Genomic DNA, 20,879 nt, shown 5'->3' with positions numbered 1-20,879 from the left:
TTATTTTTATATCATTAAATATAAAATTGTTTATTAATTGTAAGCGAAAGGGCTGTCGTCTATATAGATTAACGACAGCCCTTTAAATGAGCAATATTCTTTTATAGTAATTGTAAATCTTTATTATAGTATTGTGGATACATTAGGTAACAAGCAATAACACTACCAATACTTGTTGAAGCTAAAAGCATAAACGTTACCATAATTTGGTACATAATTGCTTTTGTCGGGTCGACACCAGCAAAAATCAATCCTGACATCATCCCTGGCAGGCTAACAAGTCCAACCGTTTTTGCCGAATCAATTGTTGGTGATAAACTCGTTCTGATTGCGCGACGCACAATTTCAATCGACGCCTGTTTGGCAGTTGCGCCCAATGCTAATTTCTCTAAAACCGCCTGCCGCTGATCATTAAAATTTTCATACATACTTCGGTAGGCTAATCCGATAGCAATCATCACGTTACTTGCAATCATGCCTGAAATAGGCACCATTTGACTTGGAATGAATTTAATGACCCCAGTTAGAATAAGTAACACCAAAGTCACACCCGTTGAAATACTGATGGCAAATAAGCTGATCCAAAAACCGTATGGCATGTTATGCGCACGTTTACGGGCATTAGCAGCCGCATTAAATATAATGATTAAAATCATCAATAAGGTTAGCCAATATTGATTAATTTTAATCACATAAGTTAAGACATAACCTACAACGACTAATTGCACAACGGCTCGGAATACGCCAATCAACATATCCTTTTCAAGACCAATTTTTTCACGTAAGTTAATAAGTAACGCAATAACCACCAAAATGATCGCAAACATTAGTGCCGTTGGACTTACTAGTAAATCACTATTCATGACTCTCCGCCATCCTTCCTGACACAATTCTAATAAGATGATCTGCTTCTGAAATTTCACGCTCATCATGCGTAACAGATAACATCGTCATTCCTTCATTCTGATACCCAACAAGTAAGTGATTCACAATATCTTTTGTTTGTGCATCTAATCCCGTTGTTATTTCATCAAGTAACAAAATTTTTGGTGGAAATAACAAATTACGAATGAGCGCTACCCGTTGTTTTTGACCACCTGATAAGGTTTTGATTTCTTTCTCTAAAAATTCTTTGGGCAAATCGACATTATCTAAAGCTGTTATCGCCCGTTGCTCATCAAACGCAATATTTCTGATAGCAAATGGAAATAACAGGTTATCCTTCACCGTTTGACCAAATAAACTAGGTTGCTGAAAACAATACGATATTTGCTTTCGGTAATCAACTTTATTAAATGTGGTTTGGTTCTGACCATTAAAATAGATGTTTCCTGTAGTTGGCGTTAATAAACTAGCAATTAATTTTAGTAATAGGCTTTTACCAGATCCTGAAGGTCCTTCAATCGTCAGCCAATCACCTGCTTGTACTTGTAATGTAATGTCTTTTAGTAATTCCTTACCGTCTACCTCAAACCCGACTTTTTGCAAATCTAAAATGGCCATCGATTCCCTCCCAACATCCTCATTAATTCACCTCATTATATATCAGACCTACAATGAATAACATATAAGGCGAGCGCAAATAAACAAGCCGACTGATTTTTAAATAAATCAGCCACTTTTACTATATAATCGTTTATTTACCAATTAGTTATGCCACATAACTACTTTATCTGAAATACAGGATAAATGGGTGTAAGATGGTTTTGCGGCTATTAATTATCAAAAACTTTGATATAAAACTAATTATTAAGGAGCTCAATCTATATGCTATCAACTTTTTTCATTTCACTAAATAGTGTCTTGATTATTATTACTGTTATTATTATCGGCTTCTTAATTGGTAAATCGAGAATCGTCAGTCAATACTTCATTAACGATGTCTCAACAATTGTTGTGAATGTAGCACTACCCATTTCAGTATTTATTTCTTCACAAAACTATATTACTAAACAAAATTTCAATACGTTGTTGATTGGTTTCATCCTATCAATGATATCAATTGGCCTTTGCTTTTTGATTGCTATCCCTATCGGTCGTTCACTGCATTTACAAAAGGATCGAAAAAGCCTATTCACCAATGCTTTTGTTAACGCAAACACTTTGTTTGTTGGTCTACCTTTGAACATTGCGCTGTTTGGTAATAAAAGCTTGCCATACTTTTTAGCCTATTTTGTGGCGAATACGATTACAACATGGGGAATTGGTGTCAAATTGATCTACAAGGATAATCCCGAATCAATCGCTAATTATCAAACCACCTGGCGACGTATCCTAAGTTTATTCACACCACCAATGTGGGGATTTATCGTTGGTATTATCTGTTTCTTCATTAATATAAAATTACCCGTCCACGGTTTTTTGTATCAGTCATTCAGCTACATTGCTAACATTGTGACGCCACTTTCATTAATTTTCCTTGGGTTACAACTAGCACGAACAAAAATGGCCGCTATGAAAATAGAAAAAATCGATCTTATTGCGCAATTTGGAAAGTTTATCATGGCACCATTAATGATGTCTCTTGTTTTATGGATCAATCAGTTGCTTGGTTGGGTCAATCTACCCGATTTATTTATCAAAACATTGTTAATTCAATCAGTCACACCTATGTTAACGGTCCTACCAATGCTAGCTGAACAAAATAATATGGATGTTGAATTTTCAACCCGTGTTTTAACAGAAAGTATCTTCATCTTTCCATTTGCCGTCGTTATCATTATGCTGTTTGCCTAAAATTTTAAAATATGATTTCAGAACACGTTAAAAGGACCATCAATCTATCAAATCGATAGACTGATGGTCCTTTTAATATGTAATAACTACTTCTGTCAAAATAACACATTACGATTACTTATGTTTCTTCTACGCTCAATTTTTCATAGTAATTTAGTCGCTGTTTGATGATATAGTATTAAAACAAATTTACAGAGATAAGCAGGTGAAATGCGTGAATGGTTTAAAGCGTAGTTACTTTTATAATGCCAGTTATCAACTTTTTTCACTGTTCCTCCCACTATTAACAATGCCCTATATTGCACGTGTTTTGGGACCCTCATCACTTGGTATACATTCTTATACGGCTGCTAATACACAATATTTTATTTTAGTCGCTAGCATTGGTATAACCTATGGCTGCCAACAAATATCTGCAAATAGACAAAATAAGTATCTAAAATCCCAAATTTTTTGGGAGCTGTTATTGTTAAGATTACTAATTTCAGCATTTGTTATCATCTTGTTTTTTATTTTTACTACGTACACCAAGAACATATATAGAATTTACTACTTTGCACAGTCACTTCAAATTATTGCAATCACTCTTGATACGTCTTGGTTCTTTCAGGGATTAGAAAAATTTAAATTAATTATCATGCGTAATTTTCTGATTCGCATTGCCTCAGCAGTTTGCATATTTGTCTTAGTAAAAGATACAACGGATCTATTAACATACATTTACATTATTTCTTTGACATCTCTTATTTGCAATCTATTACTCTTTCCATCTTTAAAAAATGAACTGGAAAAACCCCACATACAAAAAAGTAATTTTTTAAGACATATTAAACCAGCCATTTTATTGTTATTACCTGAAATGGTTATTCCTCTGTATGTTTCTATTAATAAAACAATACTGGGAATAACAAACAACATTTCTGCTGTTGCTTATTTTGAAAATGCAGATCGAATTACAAAAGTATTAATTACCTTTATAACAGCGTCGGGCACTGTATTAATTCCAAGAATAAATTATCTATACGCACATCAAAAATTTGAGCAAATTAAAAAGATAATAAACACCAGCTTTTTAATAACCAACTTCCTATGTTTGCCAATATCTCTAGGTATGCTTGCACTTTCAAAAGATTTCTCTCTGCTATTCTTTTCTAATAAGTTCTCTGGTATAGACTGCTTTATTTCCATCGATACAATACTAATTATTATTATCAGTTGGAGTAATGTAATAGGTATTCAATTTCTAATTCCAACCCAAAGAATGAAACAATATTTTTACTCAGTTACTATTGGTGCATTTGTTAACTTGCTACTAGTCTATCCTTTCATACTTATATTCCGTGATATTGGTGTTGTCTACGCCACGATTATGGCTGAAGTCGCTGTAACAAGTTATCAATTTTATACTGTCAGAAAGCATTTAGACATTCAGCAAATGCTTCTTGATAGCTCAAAAATCCTAAGTGCAGCAATAATCATGTTCATGATCTTATTATATGTTAACCAACTTTTATCATTTTCAATTTGGCATTTTATATTGAAAATGATGGTTGGCGTGATTATCTATATATTCCTTATCCTGGTTTTATTCATCAAAACTCTCAAAAGATACATTCTAAATAACTACACTTCGTCTTGACTACCATACGTAGCAATTTCCCATTTATGATGACGGTATTTTGCCATATAAACATCCTTAATATCAACAATACCTTGTCCATCTAATTCATGGTCTAACCATTGTTGATCTTTATCCATAACTTGTAAAACATCCGTATCAACTTTGCCATCAATAATTACTGGAAAACGAACATCTTCATCGTATTTACTAAGAATCGTAATACTACCATTTTGTTCTAAAATTGCTCGTTTAACCTGACTGATATCTAATACACCTGCTGATCGTAATTTAAAATCGATTTCTTTTGCTGATAGATTTGCTTGAATACAATTTTTAACTAATAATTTACCATTATAGATGATCGTCATGGGCTCGCCATCAATGAACTTACCGACAGCATGGATGTGTATTTTCAAATACCGTGTGGTCAACATCAATAATGCCCAGATTGACAAAACAACCACAAATTGTGCGACCGAAATTGCTTGATTATATAATATGCCACCGATAATGCCACCAAGAACATAGTTTTGTAACTGATCTAATGGTGAAGTTGGTGCTAAACTACCTTTACCACTAAATTTAATCAATAATGTGATAAAAACGAATCCAATGACTAGCTTCAAAAAAATATCTGAATATGAAAACATATTTAATCCCCTTTAACGTTGATATCGCCTGCTTTGAGCTTAATTTTTTCTAAAGCATATTCTGAATTATCATTATTAAAAATAATTCGATAATATCCTTTGGAACTACGTATAAGGATGTCACCCAACCCAGTTTGTAGGTTGTTGACACTTAGTTTTTGTGGTTTTACTTGTAGTTTCCTAGCCACACTTTTGACAAGTGACACTTCTTGACCACTTTGTTGACTAGTTGTTTTAAAATTTGTGTAGTCATTAAATTGGATAGCAACAGTTAGTACCATCAACGTCCCAACAATAACAGCTAGGTCTTTATATTTAATATCACCCTTATTTGAAAAATAACGTGTCAATAGAACAATGAATGTTGTGGCTAAAATCACAATAATTGCAATTCTTAAATATGGAAATTTTGTCTGATGATCTAATAAATACTGATAAGTATAAAATGTCATTTTCCACTCCTTATAATTAATTTTCACCCAGAAACCGACGGCATACTATTTATTCATTCTACACTAAAAAATGCATCAAAATTGGTGACTGAACGCCAATATGATGCATCAAAGTAGTATTTAATTATCAATAGTTCGCAAAGATTTATCTGCGATGGTTATAACTGTCGCAATTAGACTAACGATAACCATTAGTATAGCGATAAGATGTAATCCGGCTGTTGTCGCCCCATCATGAAAACCAATATTAATTAGTGAAGACGAGACGATCGATCCAATATAAGTAAACGTACGTAATAGACCAGAGGCTGTTCCCATCATTCTTGGTGGTACTTGCAGGTATAATGCCATTTGATTACCTTGTGACATCGTCCCCATAACAATTCCAAAAATACTCGTTATCAGAATAATCACCCAAATTGGTGTCGCTACATTAAAAATCAATAGGCCAACAGCGCCAACAATTGCGGCAGAAACCGAAATAACCAACGAAGTCCGCACAAGATTACGTGCGGCTAATGGTAACACGACTAATGCTGACACTGCGCTCATTGGCAACAAAAGCAATCCGGTCAACTCTGAAGAAAAGGCGTGTACTGCCTCTAGCCACTGACTTACGCCATACATAACGGTATAAACACACATCGCCAGTATCAATATTCTAATCAACGTAAGGACGACATTTGTATGATTTTGTAAGAACTTAACGTCGAAGAATGGCGTTGCAGCTTTACGTTCCCAAATGACTAAAACAACAGTAAAAATAACTGCAAAAATTAGTAGCCAAAAATTAATTTGTGGCAAAACAAACAACCACAGTAACCAGCTGACAATTGTTAAGGCAAACAAAATAATCCCAATGATATCAATTTCTTGCATTAATTGTTTCTTATCATGAATATGAGTTTGTTTGTCTTTGGGCAACCAAAAATAAGCAGAAGCTAAGATAATCAATACGGCTGGCAAATTAATATAAAAAATTGATGTCCAACCTAACCAACCAACTAAAAGTCCGCCTAATGGTAATCCTAAAGTAGACGTTGCCATAGAAGCGATTTGCAGACCACCCAAAACACTTCCTGGTACTGTTATATTCTCATGATTTGCACGTTGTGTAATCATAAACATTGCGGACGGATAACCTGCCGATGTTCCTAAACCAATCAAAACTCTAGCAACTAATAAACTTGGAAAAGTAGCAATTGCACCACCTATCAAACCACCAATGGCTGCAAAACAGACACCTGTTAGTAACACCTTGCGTGGTCCGAGTATTTCTGCTAATTTACCAAAAGTTGGTTGTGCGACTGCACTAACAACATACAAAGCACTGACTAACACTGTGGCAGTTCCTGCAGAAATACCTAAAGACACTGAAATTTTAGGTAATGCAGTCGCAATCATCGAACTATTCAATGGATTCAGTGAAGATGCCAACATTAAGGGCATCAAAAATTGCCAACTAAATATTTTTGATTCTTTTTTTAAAATAACTTTCACCTTCTCATACATATTATTGATATCAATGGTTGACCTAGTATTCTTTTAATTCAATAATATGATTAAGGTTGTTTGGTAGATTGCGCTACCCATTCACCCACTGACAAAACATCAGCATGTCTTGAAAATACGTCATGAACCAAAACATCATGAACGGATGCATTTTTATCAAAACAAGCATCATGCAATACTGACAATTGATAATCTTTATCCGAAGCCTCAGTCAATGTTGACAAAACTACCCCACTGGTAGAAATGCCACACAAAATAAGATGGTTAATCGACTGTGCCTTTAAAATACTTTCTAGATTACTACCTGCAAAAGCACTCACACGGTACTTGTTGACGATATAGTCATTAGCTTGGGGCACTAATTCTGGGTGTGGTTGGGTTTGCTCATCCAACTTAGTCATATGGCTTTCAGGTGAAATCATTGAAAAAAATTTATTTTGTGGATTTAATTCTGGATAATTTGCACCAAAGGCTAGTTGGACCCAAATAATTGTTTGACCGAGTTCACGAGCATGCTGAATAGCTTGCTGCATGTGACGTACGACATCTTTGTGTTTATCTGTAATGTTCCATTTTTGAACATCCATTACCAACAAAGCTGTTTGGTTATCTTTATTTACCATTAAATTTATTCACTTCCAATCTTTTTGTTAAACGGAATGTATTCCACTTATAAATGAAATTGTAATCTTAAATTGAATTATGTCAAGTAAAATTGGATTACTAAATAAAAATAGGAGTTAGTTCATGTCAGATAAAACAGTCAATCACCCCGTTAGCGAGCGTAAAGATGCTGCTGAAAATCGCGCACGTATTTTAGCAGCTGCAATAACTCTATTTGATCAATATGGTGTTGAAAAAACTAGTATGAATCAAATAGCTACAGCGGCTAAAGTGGGTGTTGGTACACTCTATCGACGATTTCAAAATAAAAGTGATTTATGCTGGGCACTAATACACGATAATATAAAAAAATTATTTGAAGATATTGATAATTATTTAACCACCAATCATTCTGATAAAACTGCAGAACAATTGAAACACGTGCTGTTTTTATTTATCCAGTTTCGTGAAAAAAAAGCACAGTTATTGACTGGTGTTGAAGGAACGCCCAAGATTAATTCACTAGAAGTTAAACTTAATGGGCCTATTTTTGGTCGTCTACATGATATTTTGGTACCGTTACTTGACGACTTATATGGATCAACCGCTAAAGTCGATGCAGTTTTCTGCGCTGATTTGTTAATTACTGCCTTAAGTCATGAATATTATACTTTTCAACGATCTGTTCGCGAATATTCACCAGAACAAATTGCAGAGCAGTTATATAATCTATTAATTATCAACAAAGTATAGATATAGTTAAAGCCACCAATCTCCCATTTGCAATCGGTTGATTAGTGGCTTTAACTATATTCATTTTATACTGACATAACAAAGAAATGATCCATTTCTGAATGTTCAGCTTCTTTTAAAGGCTTAGTCAGCTCTGTAAATCCGTACGTTTTATAAACATGAATTGCTGTTTCAAGGTTATGATGCGTCTCAAGATAAACCTGCTGATAACCAAATTCTTTGGCAAAACGAAACGCTTGATCCAATAATTGATAGCTTAGATGATGACCCTGTGCTTTTTTATCAATGTACAATTTTTGTAATTCAGCAACCTTATTCTGCACATCATACTCAGCAATCCCAGCGCCACCTACCACTTCTTGATAGTCATTAATGGCAACAAAGTACTGACGAGCAGATTTCAGTTTATAAAAGTCACTGAGATGTGCTAGTTCCGGATCAAAATAAACTGTACCTGGTATATCTAATTGATAAGCTTTTAAAGATTCCTGAACTAAGTTTTTCAAATATGGATCATCACTTTTTTGAATAGGTCGAATCATTATCATCTATGCTCTCCAATAGCTAAAATCATTTAATTTTAAATCGCTTCATTTTGCCAACCCTTACAGACATCTACCCAATGATCAGCATGTGTATAGTTGTTCAACTCAGATAATGATAATTCAACTGCACTATGGTCATCCCCTGCAGCAGGATACACAACTTCAAAACGTTTTAATGAGTTGTCTAAAAATACACCAACACCATCGTTTGTCATAAACGGACATACACCACCTGGGGCATGCCCAATATAACTTTCAACCTCATCACTATGAATCATTTTAGGTCGCTTATGAAACTCTTGCTTGAATTTTTTATTATCTACCTTGGCATCCCCCGCCATCACGATTAGTACCGGTTCATCATCCACCAAAAAAGACATCGTCTTAGCAATATGTTCTGGTTCACAATCTAAAGCATGTGCTGCCTCTAATACTGTTGCACTAGATTCATCAAAATGCTTTACCCGATTTCCCAAACCGACTTGATCAAAATACTGACTAACACTTTCAAAAGACACCTAATCATCCCCTTACCTTCAAATATTCAGCTAGTTTAGAACACATGGACTCATTAGTAAAATAAAAAGCTCTCACTTAAATTGTCTGACCTGTTCGCAAAATTAACTCAGATGCTACTGGCATATGTGCAATTCTTTTACTAATGACCAAATTTACTGCGTTTTCACCAACCTCTTCATAGTGATGATCAATCGTTGATATGTTCATTAAGCGACTGGCGACCTCATCTTCTTGACCAATCATTGCGGGTACTGGTTGGTCATGGTCACGGTAGCACTGGTAAATACCAGCTGCAATGTTGTCACCATTCGTAAAAATAAAATCTGGTAATTCAGGTAATGATAGATAATGCTCTGCGGCATGATAGCCATCTGTAAATCCCAAAATGCTTGTCACTATATACTCTGGTTTTGGTTTCTGATGGAATACTTGCTCGTAACAATCAATCGTGGCTCGCGTTGTTGGACTATAACCATAATCTCGATTCAAAGTCATCGCCACACGTTGAAAGTTTTCTTTTTTTACGAGATCGAACACTTCTAAATATGTTTTATTACGAACTGCATATGTCGAGGCAATTGGCACATCGCCAAGATTTCGACAGCATACAATCGGCCCGTATTTTTTATACAACAGCATCGTTTTGAGCGATAATGTATGCGATGTAAATATCAGCCCATCGTATTTTTTTTGATGCAATTGTTCTAAATACTGTCTTTCTAATTTAGAATCATAATTTGATTTTAGAGCAATCACACTGTATCCTGCATTAAATGCAGCTTTGGCAATGCTTGCAAATAATTGTGAGAAATAAGAATATTCCAAAAAAGGCACGACAACACCAATTGTTTTCGTTTGCCCAGTGCTCAAATCACGAGCAATCGTGTTTGGCACATAATCCGTACTTTCAACTACTCGTTGGATCGCTTTTGCGGCTTTCTCTGAAACATAGCCATTTTTATTTATGTATCGTGAGACGGTTGCCACGGAATACCCTGACAGTCGCGCAATATCCTTAATATTAGCCATACTCTCCCCCTCACACCCATTACGGTTGATTTAATAAGAACTTTTCAATGCCGTAAGCAACACCTTCAGCTGTATTAGTTTTCGTCACATAATTTGCGGATTGTTTGACGTTCGTTGGTGCATTTCCCATCGCAATTGACGTCCCGACCCCATAAAACATTGACAAATCATTTTGTCCATCCCCAAATGCGGCTGTGTCTACCTGTGATAATTGTTCACGAGCAATAATATATGAGACGCCAAATGCTTTTTCCGCGATATCACTGGTGATTTCCAAGTGACTAGCATCTGATTGTTGCACATTAATACCTGGTAACTCTAAATTCAGAATTGCTTGTTGCATAAATTCTAATTGTGTTTCACTCAAATCAATCAACATAATTTTAAAAATACCAGTCTGACTATACTGCGTGACCTCTGACAAATCTGAGTATTGCGGTTTCATTCCCGTAAATAATATTTCGCGATCTATCGCTGCTGAAACATGATCAACTAACCAACTATCCTGCGTGTAGTAACTCAGACTAACCTTCGGATACGTACTAGCTAACCAATTGATTAATTTGACGCTGACCACCTGTTCAATTGGATACGCTTGTAATACTTGCATATCCGTACCATTCATTTGATAAATCAACCCACCATTAAAGGCCACTTGTGGTGCATCTAATGCCAAATCACGAATCGCAAATAACATTTCTTGTGGTGCTCTTGCTGACACCAATGTAACTGGTATTTGTGAATTTTTGATTGCTGTAATTGTATTTTTTGTAATCAGTCCTTGATCATTCAATAAGGTCCCATCCATATCCAAAAAAATTTGTTTGATCATTCAACTTATCCCCCCAGATTCGTTTCATTCTTGCATTTATTTTAACTTATAAAATCATCTTCATGTTAAAAAGCAACAAAACAATTTTATTATTTACAATCCTGAAATGATTCATCACGTCATGCTTTATTATTTTTAGCAACGCTCTATACTGGAATATATCTTGCAGACAACGAGGAATTATACGATGACCATAAACTTTAGATTTGCGACAAAGAACGATTTGCCAAAAATAGTAACCATTTATAATCAAGTAATCAAACTTAAAAATGTGACTGCCGATTTAGCCCCAATTTCAGTATCAGATCGTGAAAAGTGGTTTGATGCGTCATCACATGAAAAATATCCAATCTGGATTATCGCTGACGATGACCAGGCAATCGGTTGGTGTAGTCTCGAAGCATTTTATGGTCGTGCTGCCTATCAACATACTGCTGAAATCAGTATTTATATTGACGAAAATATCCGTGGTAAAAATATGGGTACTCAAACCATTCAATTTTTGTCAACCCAACTCAAACAACGTGATTTACAAAATATTGTCGCCTACGTTTTCAAACAAAATATTCCTAGTATGGCGCTGTTTAAAAAACAAGGTTTTGAACAGTGGGGCTTATTACCTGAAGTTGCAGAAATTGATGGTCAACATTTAGACTTAGCAATATTAGGTAAACATTTTGATTAACTATACAGTAACGATTACGATTACATGCAAAAAGGGGCATTAATTCGCCAATTTTAAATTGGTAGACTAATGCCCCCTTAAACTACTGCAGTGGCTGATTGGTCAATAACTTCCCTTGACCACCTAAATATTTTGTCGTGGCTGCTAGTAACTCGTTAGCAACTTGATCGACATATTCTTGGGATGTTGCTGTATTGCCTTGTACAATGTAGAAAATATGGTTCGTTGCTGGCGTTATTTTAGTTTTCTCAACTTGGCGTGTTTCTAGATGACAAATAACTTCATTATCATCGTCAATATAACCATACTCTCCTGCCTTAATGGCTTGTGGTTCATTGTTAGCACCAATTGGCACAAATTTTTCATCGCCATTAGTTATTCGCAAATTAACATCCCCAACAATATGCTCAATATCGTGTGCGCCGAGTGCAAGCTGACTCTTAATTGAAATGACATTATATAAATCGACAACTGGATTAATTGGGAAAAGTTCACCTCTTTTTAAAATTAATTTCAATAATGTTTCTGGTGAAGGTCGGTTATTTCGTTTAGGTAGGTGAATACGCTTATGAAGATCGAAAAAACCTTGAATAATTGGACTACTTTTTATCTTATCAGCATCTAAGTCTGCTAAAACCTTTGTCACTTCCTCATTAATATAATTCGAGAGTTCTGGCGAATAATGCGAATTATCAACACCCGAAATCTCTACACCATCGATAACGACTCCCAAATCTGTCACTTTAGGATCTAAATTAAGTTGCATGAACAATCCCCCTTTGAATCAAACAAACAGTATCATTACGGTCGAAAAAAGGTCAACATAACCTTAAAAAGCCCAGCTGATATTACAGCTATGAAACTTATTTGCTAATTACTCTAACGCATTTATCTTAATTTGCAAATAATTCGCGGCGTTTGATTAAATTTTTTGCGTTTAAATACCGTAATGATTTAAAAAAAGCACCAAGTCACCGATCTGACGTCGGTAGCTTGATGCCTAACAATTATTTACTTAATAATTGCTGTAATGATTCTTTTACGGTAAGGAATGGTCGACCAAGATAGTGTGCAATATCACCCGGTTCAACCGCTAGGCTACCGCTTTTCACAACTGACTGTGATCCAGCCATCATATCAGCAAAGTTTTGTGGCATACCGGCATTATCTTGCAAAAATTGTGAAGCTGTATCCACATCTGCATCAACAACGTCTAGTTTAGCCCCTGTAACAGACTCAACCACTTCTGCTAGTTGTTTATAGGTAATCAATGGGTTCCCAGCTTCTAAAATGCTTGGGAAATCGAACTTACCAGATACTGCGCGAGCACCTAACTTAGCCAGCTCACTACGTAGCACCCAACCTGCCTTGCCATCACCACCTGCATGTACAAGCTTACCAGTCTTCAATGCTGCTTCAATAACTGGCAAATCATTTTCAATGTACCAGTTATTACGTAAAAACGTATGGGCGATGCCTGATGCAAGAATAGCTTGTTCGGTATAAGCATGTTCTTCAGCTAATGGACTTGTTGATGTGTCAGCCTTGTTAAAACTTGTATAGGCAATATATGACACACCTGCATTTTTGGCTGCATCAACAACATGTTGATGTTGTGTCTTACGTGATCCAACTTCACTACTTGAAACAAATAACAATCTATCAATACCTGAAAATGCCTTCTCTAAGGACTCAGGATCATCATAAGTTGCAATTCTAACCTGGAAACCTTTATCACGAAGAGTAGCTGCCTTTTCCTCGCTTCTCGCTAAAGCAAAAATATCTTCTTGTGGTACCAATGTTTTTAATTCATCTAAGGCAACAGAACCATAGTTTCCTGTTGCACCAGTTACTAAAATAGTCATGATGATACACCCTTTCTAATCTTGATCAACAACACCTGTATTTTTATTTTATACAGGTTTATAATAAAGCATTGAGTGAAGTTGGTCAATCTTCGTTTCTAAAACTAACCAATACCGAGGTAATTCACATGAAACATTCTGTACAATTTAGTGATGCTGTCCATATTCTTGCTTATATCGCTATTTTTCAGGAATCAAATCAATTATCAAGTACTGATATAGCTGCAAGTATTCAAACTAATCCAAGTAATGTGCGTAAAATAATGTGTCAGTTACGTGATGCTGACCTCATCAAAACAACTAATGGCATACCAAAACCATACTTAGTTAAAGACCCCTATGATATTTCGTTCTTTGATATTTATCAAAGCTTGGATCATGCACAGATTTTCCAGATAGATACCAATACGGAACCAAAATGCGTTGTTGGTGGCAACATTCAAGATGTACTGTCTGACGAGTATTTCTTATTACAGCAAGTCGTAGAAGAAAAAATGAAACAAATTTCTTTAGGTAGTGTTCTACAAAAAATTAGTCAAGCAGAGCTAGCCAAAAATCCGATGAACAAAAAATTTGTTGCTGAATTTTTATAGACCTGTGTAACTATGGTGCTGTTCCAGTCATGACTTTAAAAGACTAACAAAATAACTAAATATGCCTTAATCACTGAAACAAACATTAAGCTTACGATATTATACAGGTGCTACTGTACTTTATATCAAATGTAGACGCTTTTTATTTGTTTCTTTTTAGTAAGCGTATTATAGTGATGGTGAAGTTCCGTTGTTCTCATAGAATCATAGGGGGTTATGTTAAATGAGCAAAAAAATTAATGCAGCAGACGCCATGTTAAAAGTGTTAGAAGACTGGCATGTTGACCATCTATTTGGTCTACCAGGTGGATCATTTGATTCAACGATGAATGCAATTCACAATCGTCAAGATACAATTAAGTACATCCAAGTACGTCATGAAGAAACCGGTGCCATTGCTGCATCTGGGGAAGCGAAATTAACTGGTAAAATTGGTGTGACATTTGGCTCAGCTGGACCTGGTGCTGTCCACCTACTCAATGGACTATATGATGCCAAGCATGATCATGCACCAGTGCTAGCACTCGTTGGACAAGTTCCGACAGCCACAATGAATACCGACTACTTTCAAGAATTGAACGAAAATCCAATTTTTGAGGACGTTTCTGTTTATAATCGAACCGTCATGACAGCTGAACAACTACCAGCCGTCGTTGATCAAGCAATTCGTAAAGCCTATGAAAATTCAGGCGTTGCAGTGGTAACAATTCCAAAGGATCTTGGCTGGACCGAAATTGATGATACTTTTGAATCAACTGCTGATACTTTTACATTGACAGATAACTATCCATTACCCGACGAAACAGCTGTTGCACAAGCTGTTGATATTCTAACCAATGCAAAACGGCCATTGATCTACTTTGGATTGGGTGCTAAAGATGCTAGTACTGAATTGCAAGAATTCTCGAAAAAGTTGCAGATTCCATTAATGTCATCTGCTCTGGCCAAGGGAGTCATTGATAATTCATACAAGGCTTACATGTTGAGCGCTGGTCGTGTCGCAACAAAACCTGGTGTTGATGCAATTTCAAACGCTGATGCAATTTTGTTCATTGGAACCAACATGCCCTACCTATCATTCTTTGCTGATCCAAAGGCAAAATTTATTCAAGTTGATATCAAGCCATCAAACATGGGCAAGCGTCACAAAGTAGACGTTGGTATCTTAGCGGATGCAAAAACAACCTTGCAGTCATTAATCAAAGTTAGTGATACCGTGACATCACGCCCATACTATGATGCATTAGTTGCTGATAAACAGAATTGGAATAACTGGTTAACCCAGTTCGAGGACCAAAATGAAACACCATTAGCGGTGGATACTGTATTCGCACAAATCAACCGCATTGCCGATGATAATGCTATCTTTTCAGTCGATGTTGGTAATGTAACCATCGATAGTTATCGACTATTAAAGATGCGGCCAACACAAAAAATTACGACGTCGGCCTGGTATGCCACAATGGGCTACGCAGTGCCAACTGCCATTGGGGCAAAAGCTTCATACCCAGATCGCCAAGTATTCTCAATTAATGGTGACGGTGGCTTTACAATGAATATGCAAGACATTCTCACACAAGTAAAATACAACCAATCAATTATCAATGTTGTCTTAACCAATGAATCATTAGGATTTATTGAAGGCGAACAAGATGATAGTCAGCAACCACATTCCGGTGTCGATTTAATTGATGCGAACTTCGGGGATGCTGCCACTGCTTTAGGTGCCAAAGGTTATGAAGTGCGTACATTATCAGAACTAAAGCACGCCTTTGATGAAGCAAAAGCAGCACAAGGCCCCGTCGTGATTGATGTTAAGATTTCTAATTTACGACCATTACCAGTTGAGCAATTGGCTCTAGAACCTAATGAAAACTTTGATCAAGCCTATGTTGATGCCTTCATTGAAAAGTATCATGCAGCTGGTTTGACCCCCATTAGTCACTTTTTAGAAAAGTACCACGTTGAAAAATAATTAATCGTATCAAATCAATTTTGTATGCTTAATATAACAAGATAAACCCCCTGTCAATCAATTTTGACAGGGGGTTTATCTTCACTCACGTCATACAACCCACTATTCAGCAGTTGGATAATCCGTATAACCAATGGCACCATTATTCACATAAATCGTCTCCGGATTAGGTCGATTAAGAAGTAGCCCCTCCTTTAATCTTTTTACCAAATCTGGATTAGCCAATGCATAATTACCAACTGAAACAAGATCTGCTATCCGATTATCCAAATCAATGGTTAACTTTTCTAATGGTCGATTAGCACGATTAACCATTAATGGTCCATGCCAATCAGTCCGAACTTGCTTTAAAATATCTTCATGACCAACGTGCATCATATGCAAATATGCTAAATCAAATGCGTTCAGCTGACTAACTAGCTCATGGTACAACTCAGATACTTGTTCACCTTCGTTAACACCACCTAATAAATTTAATGGTGAAATACGGAATCCTGTACGTTCAGGCCCAATTTCTTGAACAACAGCCTTCGTCACCTCAATCGCGAAACGAATCCGATTTTCTATTGAACCACCATACTCATCTGTACGTTGGTTTGAATTTTTGCCCAAGAACTGATGAATTAAATATCCATTAGCGCCATGAATTTCAACACCATCCGCACCTGCCGCAATCGCTGCAGCGGCTGCCTGACGATAATCATCAATTGTTTTATCAATCTCCCTTTTTGTCAATTCATGTGGCACAGGAATATCTTGCATTCCCTGTTTTGTAAAAATTTGCTCACCTGGTGCAATTGCCGAAGGAGCAACTGCCTGTTCATGATTTGGCAAATTATCTGGATGCGCAATACGACCAACGTGCATCAACTGAATAAATATTTTCCCGCCCTGATTATGGACAGCTTGCGTTACTTTTTTCCAACCATCTATTTGTTCGTGTGTATAAATACCTGGCGTATTCGTATATCCTTGGCCTTCAGGAGAAGGTTGTGTTCCTTCTGAAATAATTAATCCCATGGTTGCACGCTGGGCATAATACTCAGGCGCAAGCGGTCCAGGTACGCCATTGTTGAAAGCCCGACTTCTTGTCATTGGTGCCATAACCAAACGATTTTTCAACGTTATGTCACCAATCTGAACTGATGTCCATAAATCTGTCATTGATTCTGCCTCCTTCGTTATTATCGACCGGCTAAAGTCCCACCATCCAATACAATCTCCGAACCAGTTGTATACGCTGATTCATCCGACGCAAGGTATGTGACCGCCTTTGCAATATCTGCGGGCTTTCCAATGGCCGGAATAACATCATCAGATGCTTGTAGTGCCGTTTTAATATCATCAGAAACAATGTCTGTGCTGACCAGTCCAGGATGGACAGAGTTTACACGGATTGGTTTTCCTGTTTTCACTGCCTCAACAGCGGCTGCTTTTGTCAATAAACGGGTTCCTGCTTTAGAAGCAGCGTAACTACCAACACCTGGCATTGGTGTAATAATCCCTAAGACGGAAGACACGTTGATAATACTACCACTGGTCATTCTATTTAAGGCTTCACGTACACCAATGAAGTTTCCTGTTAAATTAATGTTCATGACTTGTTGCCACTCTGCCAAACTAGTATCGGCGATGAGCTTATTAGCACCACCAATTCCTGCGTTATTCACTAAAATATCCCAATGACCAAAATTAGCTAACGTTGTCTCAACAACCTTTTGCCAGTCCGCTTCTCGACTAACATCTTGCTTTAAGTAAATAACTTTACCTTGTTGACTTAATTCTTCAGCAACTTGCTGACCAAGCGTTTCTCTCCGACCAGTAATGACCACTGTTGCCCCTTCAGCCAAAAAGTCTGTTGCGATGGCCTTACCAATTCCTGAAATACCACCTGTCACAATTGCAACTTTATTTGCTAAACGATTCACCATGAATGTTATCTCCTTTTAAAATTTGATTAGAACTTTTCCAGTCGTTTTTCCACGATTAACTAAATCGAGTGCCTTATTAATTTCATTCAACGAAAAATTCCGAGAATCAATCGCTGGCACAATATTATTTTTTTCAATAATGTTTGTAATTTTTGCTAATTGCGCACCATCACTTCTAACAAAAATGAAATGGTACTGCACATTCGCTGCTTTAGCCTTTCGATCAAAATTTGCACCTGCTAAGGTGAACAAGCCCTTCTTAACACCCGTAATACCGTGATCAATTGCAAACCGTTTATTAGGACCTGTCCTTAATGACAATAATCGACCGCCTGGTTTAATGATTGACAATTCATGGTCAAATTCACTTGGCCCTAGCGTATCAATGACATAATCAACATTGGCTAGTATTTCCCAATAGTTCTCCGTACGAAAATTTAAGTATTGGTCTGCTCCTATAGCTAAAGTGCGATGTTTTGCTTCTTCATTTCCACTAATAATGACTGTTAATCCCATATCCTTAGCGATTGGTATTGCCATTTGACCAAACGAGCCAGACCCACCAGGAATGAATACTGTCTCACCAGATTTTGCATCTAATTCTTCGTGAAGGCCTTGATATGCTGTTAAGCCAGTCAAGGCAGCCGCCGCTCCGGTACTAAAATCCAGATTTTTTGGTAACCGTGCAACTGCCGCACTGTCAATGGCTACATATTCTGCAAAAGCCCCGATTTTATTTGAGGGCAACCGTGTGTAAATTGCATCCCCCTTTTTAAAATTAGCAACTGTCTCGCCGACATTCTCAATAATCCCTGTTAATTCATTTCCCATGGTCACAGGCATGTCATAATCTTGAATGAGCTTAATGCTGCCAGTGCCAATTAATGTTTCAAGTGGATTAACTGCTGCCATTTTGACTCTTACTAATACTTCATTCGGTTTTATTGTTGGTATGGCAACGTTATTCACGTCTAACTTGAAATTTTTATCATATTTTGACAATTGTGCTGCCTTCATACGTTACCCTCCTTTACTATGTTCACGTTATTATGGTTACTTTTTTATATTTTTGTAACCAACACCCACAGTGTAATGCACAAAGTTACATTAGTCAAATATTGTAACTAAAATTTTTGCGTGCTAAAATAAAGAAGATTTTATGAAAAACAAATGATTGGAGGACAATTCCGTGGAACGAATAACTAATAAAATAATCATTACCACCGCTAAGCGTCTGATTAAAGAAACAAACACTGCTGAAGTACCGCTATCTAAAATTGCTAATGAACTTGGTATTACTCATGCCGCTATTTACAAACATTTTAAAAACAAACAAGCTTTATGGGAGGCAGTTGCAGCCGATTGGTTTGAACAAACAATCATTAACAATGTGCACTTCACCCCCAACAAGCAGCAAAACAAACAAGCGGAATTACATGATTGGCTTTGGGCATTCGTTAACGCTAAAAAGAATGCCTACAATAATGACCCACAAATGTTTATGCTCAACACTTATTATGTTGACAACAATCCGCTTGCATTACATGAAGTCCTAACAAGCGCCTATAAAATGATTAATCAAATCATGGGGTATAATGATTCTAATTTTGAAAAAGCTGAAGCTATTCTATCTGCCTTTTCCGTTTTTACCTTACCTAATTTTAAAGAAACCTGGCATTTACCAGACTATCAGCCACGTTTCGAGTTATTATGGCAACTCATTAGCAAGGGTTTAACAACTATAGAGTAATAAACAAGGATGGTCACTAAAAATGAAACGAATTGCAGTATACTGTGGTGCTGCCACAGGAAATGACCAAGCTTATCAAACGGCCACTGTTACACTGGCACATTATTTAGCCGGTCACGATCTTGAACTTGTATATGGTGGTGGCGGTGTTGGTTTGATGGGCCTCTTAGCCAACGAAGTTTTAGATGCTGGTGGCACAGTGCAAGGCATTATGCCAAAAGAACTCTATGAACGTAGTGCTGCATTCTCTAGACTAACGAATCTGAAGATTGTAGATGATATGGCAACCCGCAAGGCGATGATGCTATCATTATCTGATGCTTGTATTGCGCTACCAGGTGGTCCTGGTACACTCGAAGAAATTTCTGAGGCTTTTTCGTGGGCGCGCATCGGAGATAATGCCAACCCTTGTATTTTTTTCAATGTCAATGGCTATTATGATCCTTTGCAAACAATGTTTGATAATATGACTGAGAAAGGTTTCCTAACAGTTGAAGATCGTGAAAAACTACTTTTTTCCGACTCACTAGATGAAATTTTTAAGTTTATTGCAGATTATCAACCGCCAAAAATCAGAACATATATCAAATAACAAACAAAATAAATTTATTTTTCAAATGTAGTTGACAAAGTATCCCCTAACGCGTTAATCTCTTATTAAATTAAATTATGATTAAAAAGCAATAAGGAGAATTTTATCTTTCGCTGTGTTTAGAGAGTCGCTGTTTGGTGAAAAGTGATACACAAAAATTGATAATGATCATCTCTCAGCTATGTTGTGAACATCAATTGATTATTAAACAGCATTGGGGACACCCATTACCGTGT

General features: G+C 36.5%; 23 protein-coding genes. 8 read left to right on the top strand and 15 right to left on the bottom strand.

Annotation, left to right across the window (positions count from 1 at the left end; all coding sequences use genetic code 11):
- Positions 1 to 101 precede the first annotated feature (101 nt).
- Entirely contained in the window at positions 102 to 863 is a 762-nt protein-coding gene (locus tag ACQ4QH_RS00580) for an ABC transporter permease (protein WP_439818893.1), read from the bottom strand.
- Complete coding sequence (locus ACQ4QH_RS00575) at positions 856 to 1,503, bottom strand: ABC transporter ATP-binding protein (RefSeq protein WP_439818892.1); 648 nt, start codon at positions 1,501 to 1,503, stop codon at positions 856 to 858. Before ACQ4QH_RS00575 ends, ACQ4QH_RS00580 begins: the two co-directional genes overlap by 8 nt.
- Positions 1,504 to 1,767: 264 nt before the next feature.
- Here ACQ4QH_RS00575 and ACQ4QH_RS00570 point away from each other — a divergent pair, with 264 nt between their 5' ends.
- Together ACQ4QH_RS00570 and ACQ4QH_RS00565 are read left to right on the top strand one after the other, a co-directional pair.
- Positions 1,768 to 2,736, top strand: a complete 969-nt coding sequence (locus ACQ4QH_RS00570; RefSeq protein ID WP_439818891.1) for an AEC family transporter — start codon at positions 1,768 to 1,770, stop codon at positions 2,734 to 2,736.
- A 214-nt stretch (positions 2,737 to 2,950) separates the two neighbouring features.
- Positions 2,951 to 4,375, top strand: coding sequence for an oligosaccharide flippase family protein (locus ACQ4QH_RS00565; RefSeq protein WP_439818890.1), 1,425 nt, complete (start codon positions 2,951 to 2,953; stop codon positions 4,373 to 4,375).
- On the opposite strand, the gene ACQ4QH_RS00560 is transcribed toward ACQ4QH_RS00565, so the two are convergent.
- The 4 genes from ACQ4QH_RS00560 to ACQ4QH_RS00545 all read right to left on the bottom strand — a co-directional run bounded on the left by ACQ4QH_RS00560 (position 4,360) and on the right by ACQ4QH_RS00545 (position 7,594).
- Positions 4,360 to 5,007 (bottom strand): DUF421 domain-containing protein, encoded by a 648-nt coding sequence (locus ACQ4QH_RS00560; protein ID WP_439818889.1) that lies wholly within the window; start codon positions 5,005 to 5,007, stop codon positions 4,360 to 4,362. The genes ACQ4QH_RS00565 and ACQ4QH_RS00560 overlap by 16 nt on opposite strands.
- 2 nt (positions 5,008 to 5,009) lie before the next feature.
- Positions 5,010 to 5,459 carry a DUF3290 family protein gene (locus tag ACQ4QH_RS00555; RefSeq protein ID WP_439818888.1) on the bottom strand — a complete coding sequence of 150 codons (450 nt, stop codon included), beginning with the start codon at positions 5,457 to 5,459 and terminating at the stop codon, positions 5,010 to 5,012.
- A 120-nt stretch (positions 5,460 to 5,579) separates the two neighbouring features.
- A complete protein-coding gene (locus ACQ4QH_RS00550; protein ID WP_439818887.1) occupies positions 5,580 to 6,959 on the bottom strand; it encodes an MFS transporter in 1,380 nt (459 codons plus the stop codon).
- A gap of 62 nt (positions 6,960 to 7,021) precedes the next feature.
- Positions 7,022 to 7,594, bottom strand: a complete 573-nt coding sequence (locus tag ACQ4QH_RS00545) for a cysteine hydrolase family protein (RefSeq protein WP_439818886.1) — start codon at positions 7,592 to 7,594, stop codon at positions 7,022 to 7,024.
- Between the two features lie 124 nt (positions 7,595 to 7,718).
- On the opposite strand from ACQ4QH_RS00545, the gene ACQ4QH_RS00540 reads away from it, so the two are divergent.
- A complete protein-coding gene (locus ACQ4QH_RS00540) occupies positions 7,719 to 8,327 on the top strand; it encodes a TetR/AcrR family transcriptional regulator (protein ID WP_439818885.1) in 609 nt (202 codons plus the stop codon).
- Between the two features lie 65 nt (positions 8,328 to 8,392).
- Here ACQ4QH_RS00540 and ACQ4QH_RS00535 read toward each other — a convergent pair whose 3' ends face one another.
- From ACQ4QH_RS00535 to ACQ4QH_RS00520, 4 genes are all read right to left on the bottom strand, one after another.
- The gene (locus ACQ4QH_RS00535; protein WP_439818884.1) at positions 8,393 to 8,875 is read right to left on the bottom strand and encodes a GNAT family N-acetyltransferase; all 483 of its coding nucleotides are present in this window, start codon (positions 8,873 to 8,875) and stop codon (positions 8,393 to 8,395) included.
- Between the two features lie 32 nt (positions 8,876 to 8,907).
- A complete protein-coding gene (locus ACQ4QH_RS00530; protein WP_439818883.1) occupies positions 8,908 to 9,390 on the bottom strand; it encodes a YbaK/EbsC family protein in 483 nt (160 codons plus the stop codon).
- A gap of 76 nt (positions 9,391 to 9,466) precedes the next feature.
- Positions 9,467 to 10,420 carry a LacI family DNA-binding transcriptional regulator gene (locus tag ACQ4QH_RS00525; RefSeq protein ID WP_439818882.1) on the bottom strand — a complete coding sequence of 318 codons (954 nt, stop codon included), beginning with the start codon at positions 10,418 to 10,420 and terminating at the stop codon, positions 9,467 to 9,469.
- 19 nt (positions 10,421 to 10,439) lie between these two features.
- Complete coding sequence (locus ACQ4QH_RS00520) at positions 10,440 to 11,252, bottom strand: HAD family hydrolase (protein ID WP_439818881.1); 813 nt, start codon at positions 11,250 to 11,252, stop codon at positions 10,440 to 10,442.
- Between the two features lie 187 nt (positions 11,253 to 11,439).
- Between ACQ4QH_RS00520 and ACQ4QH_RS00515 the strand changes: the two genes are divergently transcribed.
- Positions 11,440 to 11,937 carry a GNAT family N-acetyltransferase gene (locus tag ACQ4QH_RS00515; protein ID WP_439818880.1) on the top strand — a complete coding sequence of 166 codons (498 nt, stop codon included), beginning with the start codon at positions 11,440 to 11,442 and terminating at the stop codon, positions 11,935 to 11,937.
- Between the two features lie 82 nt (positions 11,938 to 12,019).
- Here the strand turns inward: ACQ4QH_RS00515 and ACQ4QH_RS00510 are convergent, their stop codons facing one another.
- Positions 12,020 to 12,703, bottom strand: a complete 684-nt coding sequence (locus ACQ4QH_RS00510; RefSeq protein ID WP_439818879.1) for a B3/B4 domain-containing protein — start codon at positions 12,701 to 12,703, stop codon at positions 12,020 to 12,022.
- A gap of 241 nt (positions 12,704 to 12,944) precedes the next feature.
- Positions 12,945 to 13,802: an NmrA family NAD(P)-binding protein gene (locus ACQ4QH_RS00505; RefSeq protein WP_439818878.1), complete on the bottom strand. Its 858-nt coding sequence runs from the start codon at positions 13,800 to 13,802 to the stop codon at positions 12,945 to 12,947.
- Positions 13,803 to 13,930: 128 nt separating this feature from the next.
- Here ACQ4QH_RS00505 and ACQ4QH_RS00500 point away from each other — a divergent pair, with 128 nt between their 5' ends.
- Both ACQ4QH_RS00500 and spxB read left to right on the top strand, forming a co-directional pair.
- Positions 13,931 to 14,395, top strand: coding sequence for an Rrf2 family transcriptional regulator (locus tag ACQ4QH_RS00500; protein WP_439818877.1), 465 nt, complete (start codon positions 13,931 to 13,933; stop codon positions 14,393 to 14,395).
- 223 nt (positions 14,396 to 14,618) lie between these two features.
- Positions 14,619 to 16,370, top strand: a complete 1,752-nt coding sequence (gene spxB / locus ACQ4QH_RS00495; RefSeq protein WP_439818876.1) for a pyruvate oxidase — start codon at positions 14,619 to 14,621, stop codon at positions 16,368 to 16,370.
- A gap of 102 nt (positions 16,371 to 16,472) precedes the next feature.
- On the opposite strand, the gene ACQ4QH_RS00490 is transcribed toward spxB, so the two are convergent.
- From ACQ4QH_RS00490 to ACQ4QH_RS00480, 3 genes are read right to left on the bottom strand one after another with little or no spacing between them, the layout of a single operon-like run.
- Positions 16,473 to 17,534, bottom strand: a complete 1,062-nt coding sequence (locus tag ACQ4QH_RS00490) for an alkene reductase (RefSeq protein ID WP_439818875.1) — start codon at positions 17,532 to 17,534, stop codon at positions 16,473 to 16,475.
- Between the two features lie 20 nt (positions 17,535 to 17,554).
- Positions 17,555 to 18,301 (bottom strand): SDR family NAD(P)-dependent oxidoreductase, encoded by a 747-nt coding sequence (locus ACQ4QH_RS00485; protein WP_439818874.1) that lies wholly within the window; start codon positions 18,299 to 18,301, stop codon positions 17,555 to 17,557.
- A gap of 15 nt (positions 18,302 to 18,316) precedes the next feature.
- Entirely contained in the window at positions 18,317 to 19,318 is a 1,002-nt protein-coding gene (locus ACQ4QH_RS00480; RefSeq protein ID WP_439818873.1) for an NADP-dependent oxidoreductase, read from the bottom strand.
- A 172-nt stretch (positions 19,319 to 19,490) separates the two neighbouring features.
- Here ACQ4QH_RS00480 and ACQ4QH_RS00475 point away from each other — a divergent pair, with 172 nt between their 5' ends.
- The gene (locus tag ACQ4QH_RS00475) at positions 19,491 to 20,051 is read left to right on the top strand and encodes a TetR/AcrR family transcriptional regulator (RefSeq protein ID WP_439818872.1); all 561 of its coding nucleotides are present in this window, start codon (positions 19,491 to 19,493) and stop codon (positions 20,049 to 20,051) included.
- A gap of 22 nt (positions 20,052 to 20,073) precedes the next feature.
- On the top strand, positions 20,074 to 20,643 hold the full coding sequence (locus ACQ4QH_RS00470) for a TIGR00730 family Rossman fold protein (protein ID WP_439818871.1): 570 nt from the start codon (positions 20,074 to 20,076) through the stop codon (positions 20,641 to 20,643).
- Positions 20,644 to 20,879 lie beyond the last annotated feature (236 nt).

The sequence above is a fragment of the Weissella paramesenteroides genome (assembly GCF_051903945.1).
Taxonomy (GTDB): domain Bacteria; phylum Bacillota; class Bacilli; order Lactobacillales; family Lactobacillaceae; genus Weissella; species Weissella paramesenteroides_A.
Note: the sequence above shows the minus strand (reverse complement) of the source record. Positions and strands in the feature narration are given on the sequence as shown.

What these genes read in the sequence shown, in the direction of transcription:
- ACQ4QH_RS00485 (WP_439818874.1), bottom strand. Translation starts at nt 18,301, where the DNA reads ATGGTGAATCGTTTAGCAAATAAAGTTGCAATTGTGACAGGTGGTATT.
- ACQ4QH_RS00570 (WP_439818891.1), top strand. Translation starts at nt 1,768, where the DNA reads ATGCTATCAACTTTTTTCATTTCACTAAATAGTGTCTTGATTATTATT.
- ACQ4QH_RS00560 (WP_439818889.1), bottom strand. Translation starts at nt 5,007, where the DNA reads ATGTTTTCATATTCAGATATTTTTTTGAAGCTAGTCATTGGATTCGTT.
- ACQ4QH_RS00470 (WP_439818871.1), top strand. Translation starts at nt 20,074, where the DNA reads ATGAAACGAATTGCAGTATACTGTGGTGCTGCCACAGGAAATGACCAA.
- ACQ4QH_RS00525 (WP_439818882.1), bottom strand. Translation starts at nt 10,420, where the DNA reads ATGGCTAATATTAAGGATATTGCGCGACTGTCAGGGTATTCCGTGGCA.
- ACQ4QH_RS00490 (WP_439818875.1), bottom strand. Translation starts at nt 17,534, where the DNA reads ATGACAGATTTATGGACATCAGTTCAGATTGGTGACATAACGTTGAAA.
- ACQ4QH_RS00480 (WP_439818873.1), bottom strand. Translation starts at nt 19,318, where the DNA reads ATGAAGGCAGCACAATTGTCAAAATATGATAAAAATTTCAAGTTAGAC.
- ACQ4QH_RS00555 (WP_439818888.1), bottom strand. Translation starts at nt 5,459, where the DNA reads ATGACATTTTATACTTATCAGTATTTATTAGATCATCAGACAAAATTT.
- ACQ4QH_RS00500 (WP_439818877.1), top strand. Translation starts at nt 13,931, where the DNA reads ATGAAACATTCTGTACAATTTAGTGATGCTGTCCATATTCTTGCTTAT.
- ACQ4QH_RS00580 (WP_439818893.1), bottom strand. Translation starts at nt 863, where the DNA reads ATGAATAGTGATTTACTAGTAAGTCCAACGGCACTAATGTTTGCGATC.
- ACQ4QH_RS00515 (WP_439818880.1), top strand. Translation starts at nt 11,440, where the DNA reads ATGACCATAAACTTTAGATTTGCGACAAAGAACGATTTGCCAAAAATA.
- ACQ4QH_RS00545 (WP_439818886.1), bottom strand. Translation starts at nt 7,594, where the DNA reads ATGGTAAATAAAGATAACCAAACAGCTTTGTTGGTAATGGATGTTCAA.
- ACQ4QH_RS00505 (WP_439818878.1), bottom strand. Translation starts at nt 13,802, where the DNA reads ATGACTATTTTAGTAACTGGTGCAACAGGAAACTATGGTTCTGTTGCC.
- ACQ4QH_RS00520 (WP_439818881.1), bottom strand. Translation starts at nt 11,252, where the DNA reads ATGATCAAACAAATTTTTTTGGATATGGATGGGACCTTATTGAATGAT.
- ACQ4QH_RS00535 (WP_439818884.1), bottom strand. Translation starts at nt 8,875, where the DNA reads ATGATAATGATTCGACCTATTCAAAAAAGTGATGATCCATATTTGAAA.
- spxB (WP_439818876.1), top strand. Translation starts at nt 14,619, where the DNA reads ATGAGCAAAAAAATTAATGCAGCAGACGCCATGTTAAAAGTGTTAGAA.
- ACQ4QH_RS00575 (WP_439818892.1), bottom strand. Translation starts at nt 1,503, where the DNA reads ATGGCCATTTTAGATTTGCAAAAAGTCGGGTTTGAGGTAGACGGTAAG.
- ACQ4QH_RS00540 (WP_439818885.1), top strand. Translation starts at nt 7,719, where the DNA reads ATGTCAGATAAAACAGTCAATCACCCCGTTAGCGAGCGTAAAGATGCT.
- ACQ4QH_RS00510 (WP_439818879.1), bottom strand. Translation starts at nt 12,703, where the DNA reads ATGCAACTTAATTTAGATCCTAAAGTGACAGATTTGGGAGTCGTTATC.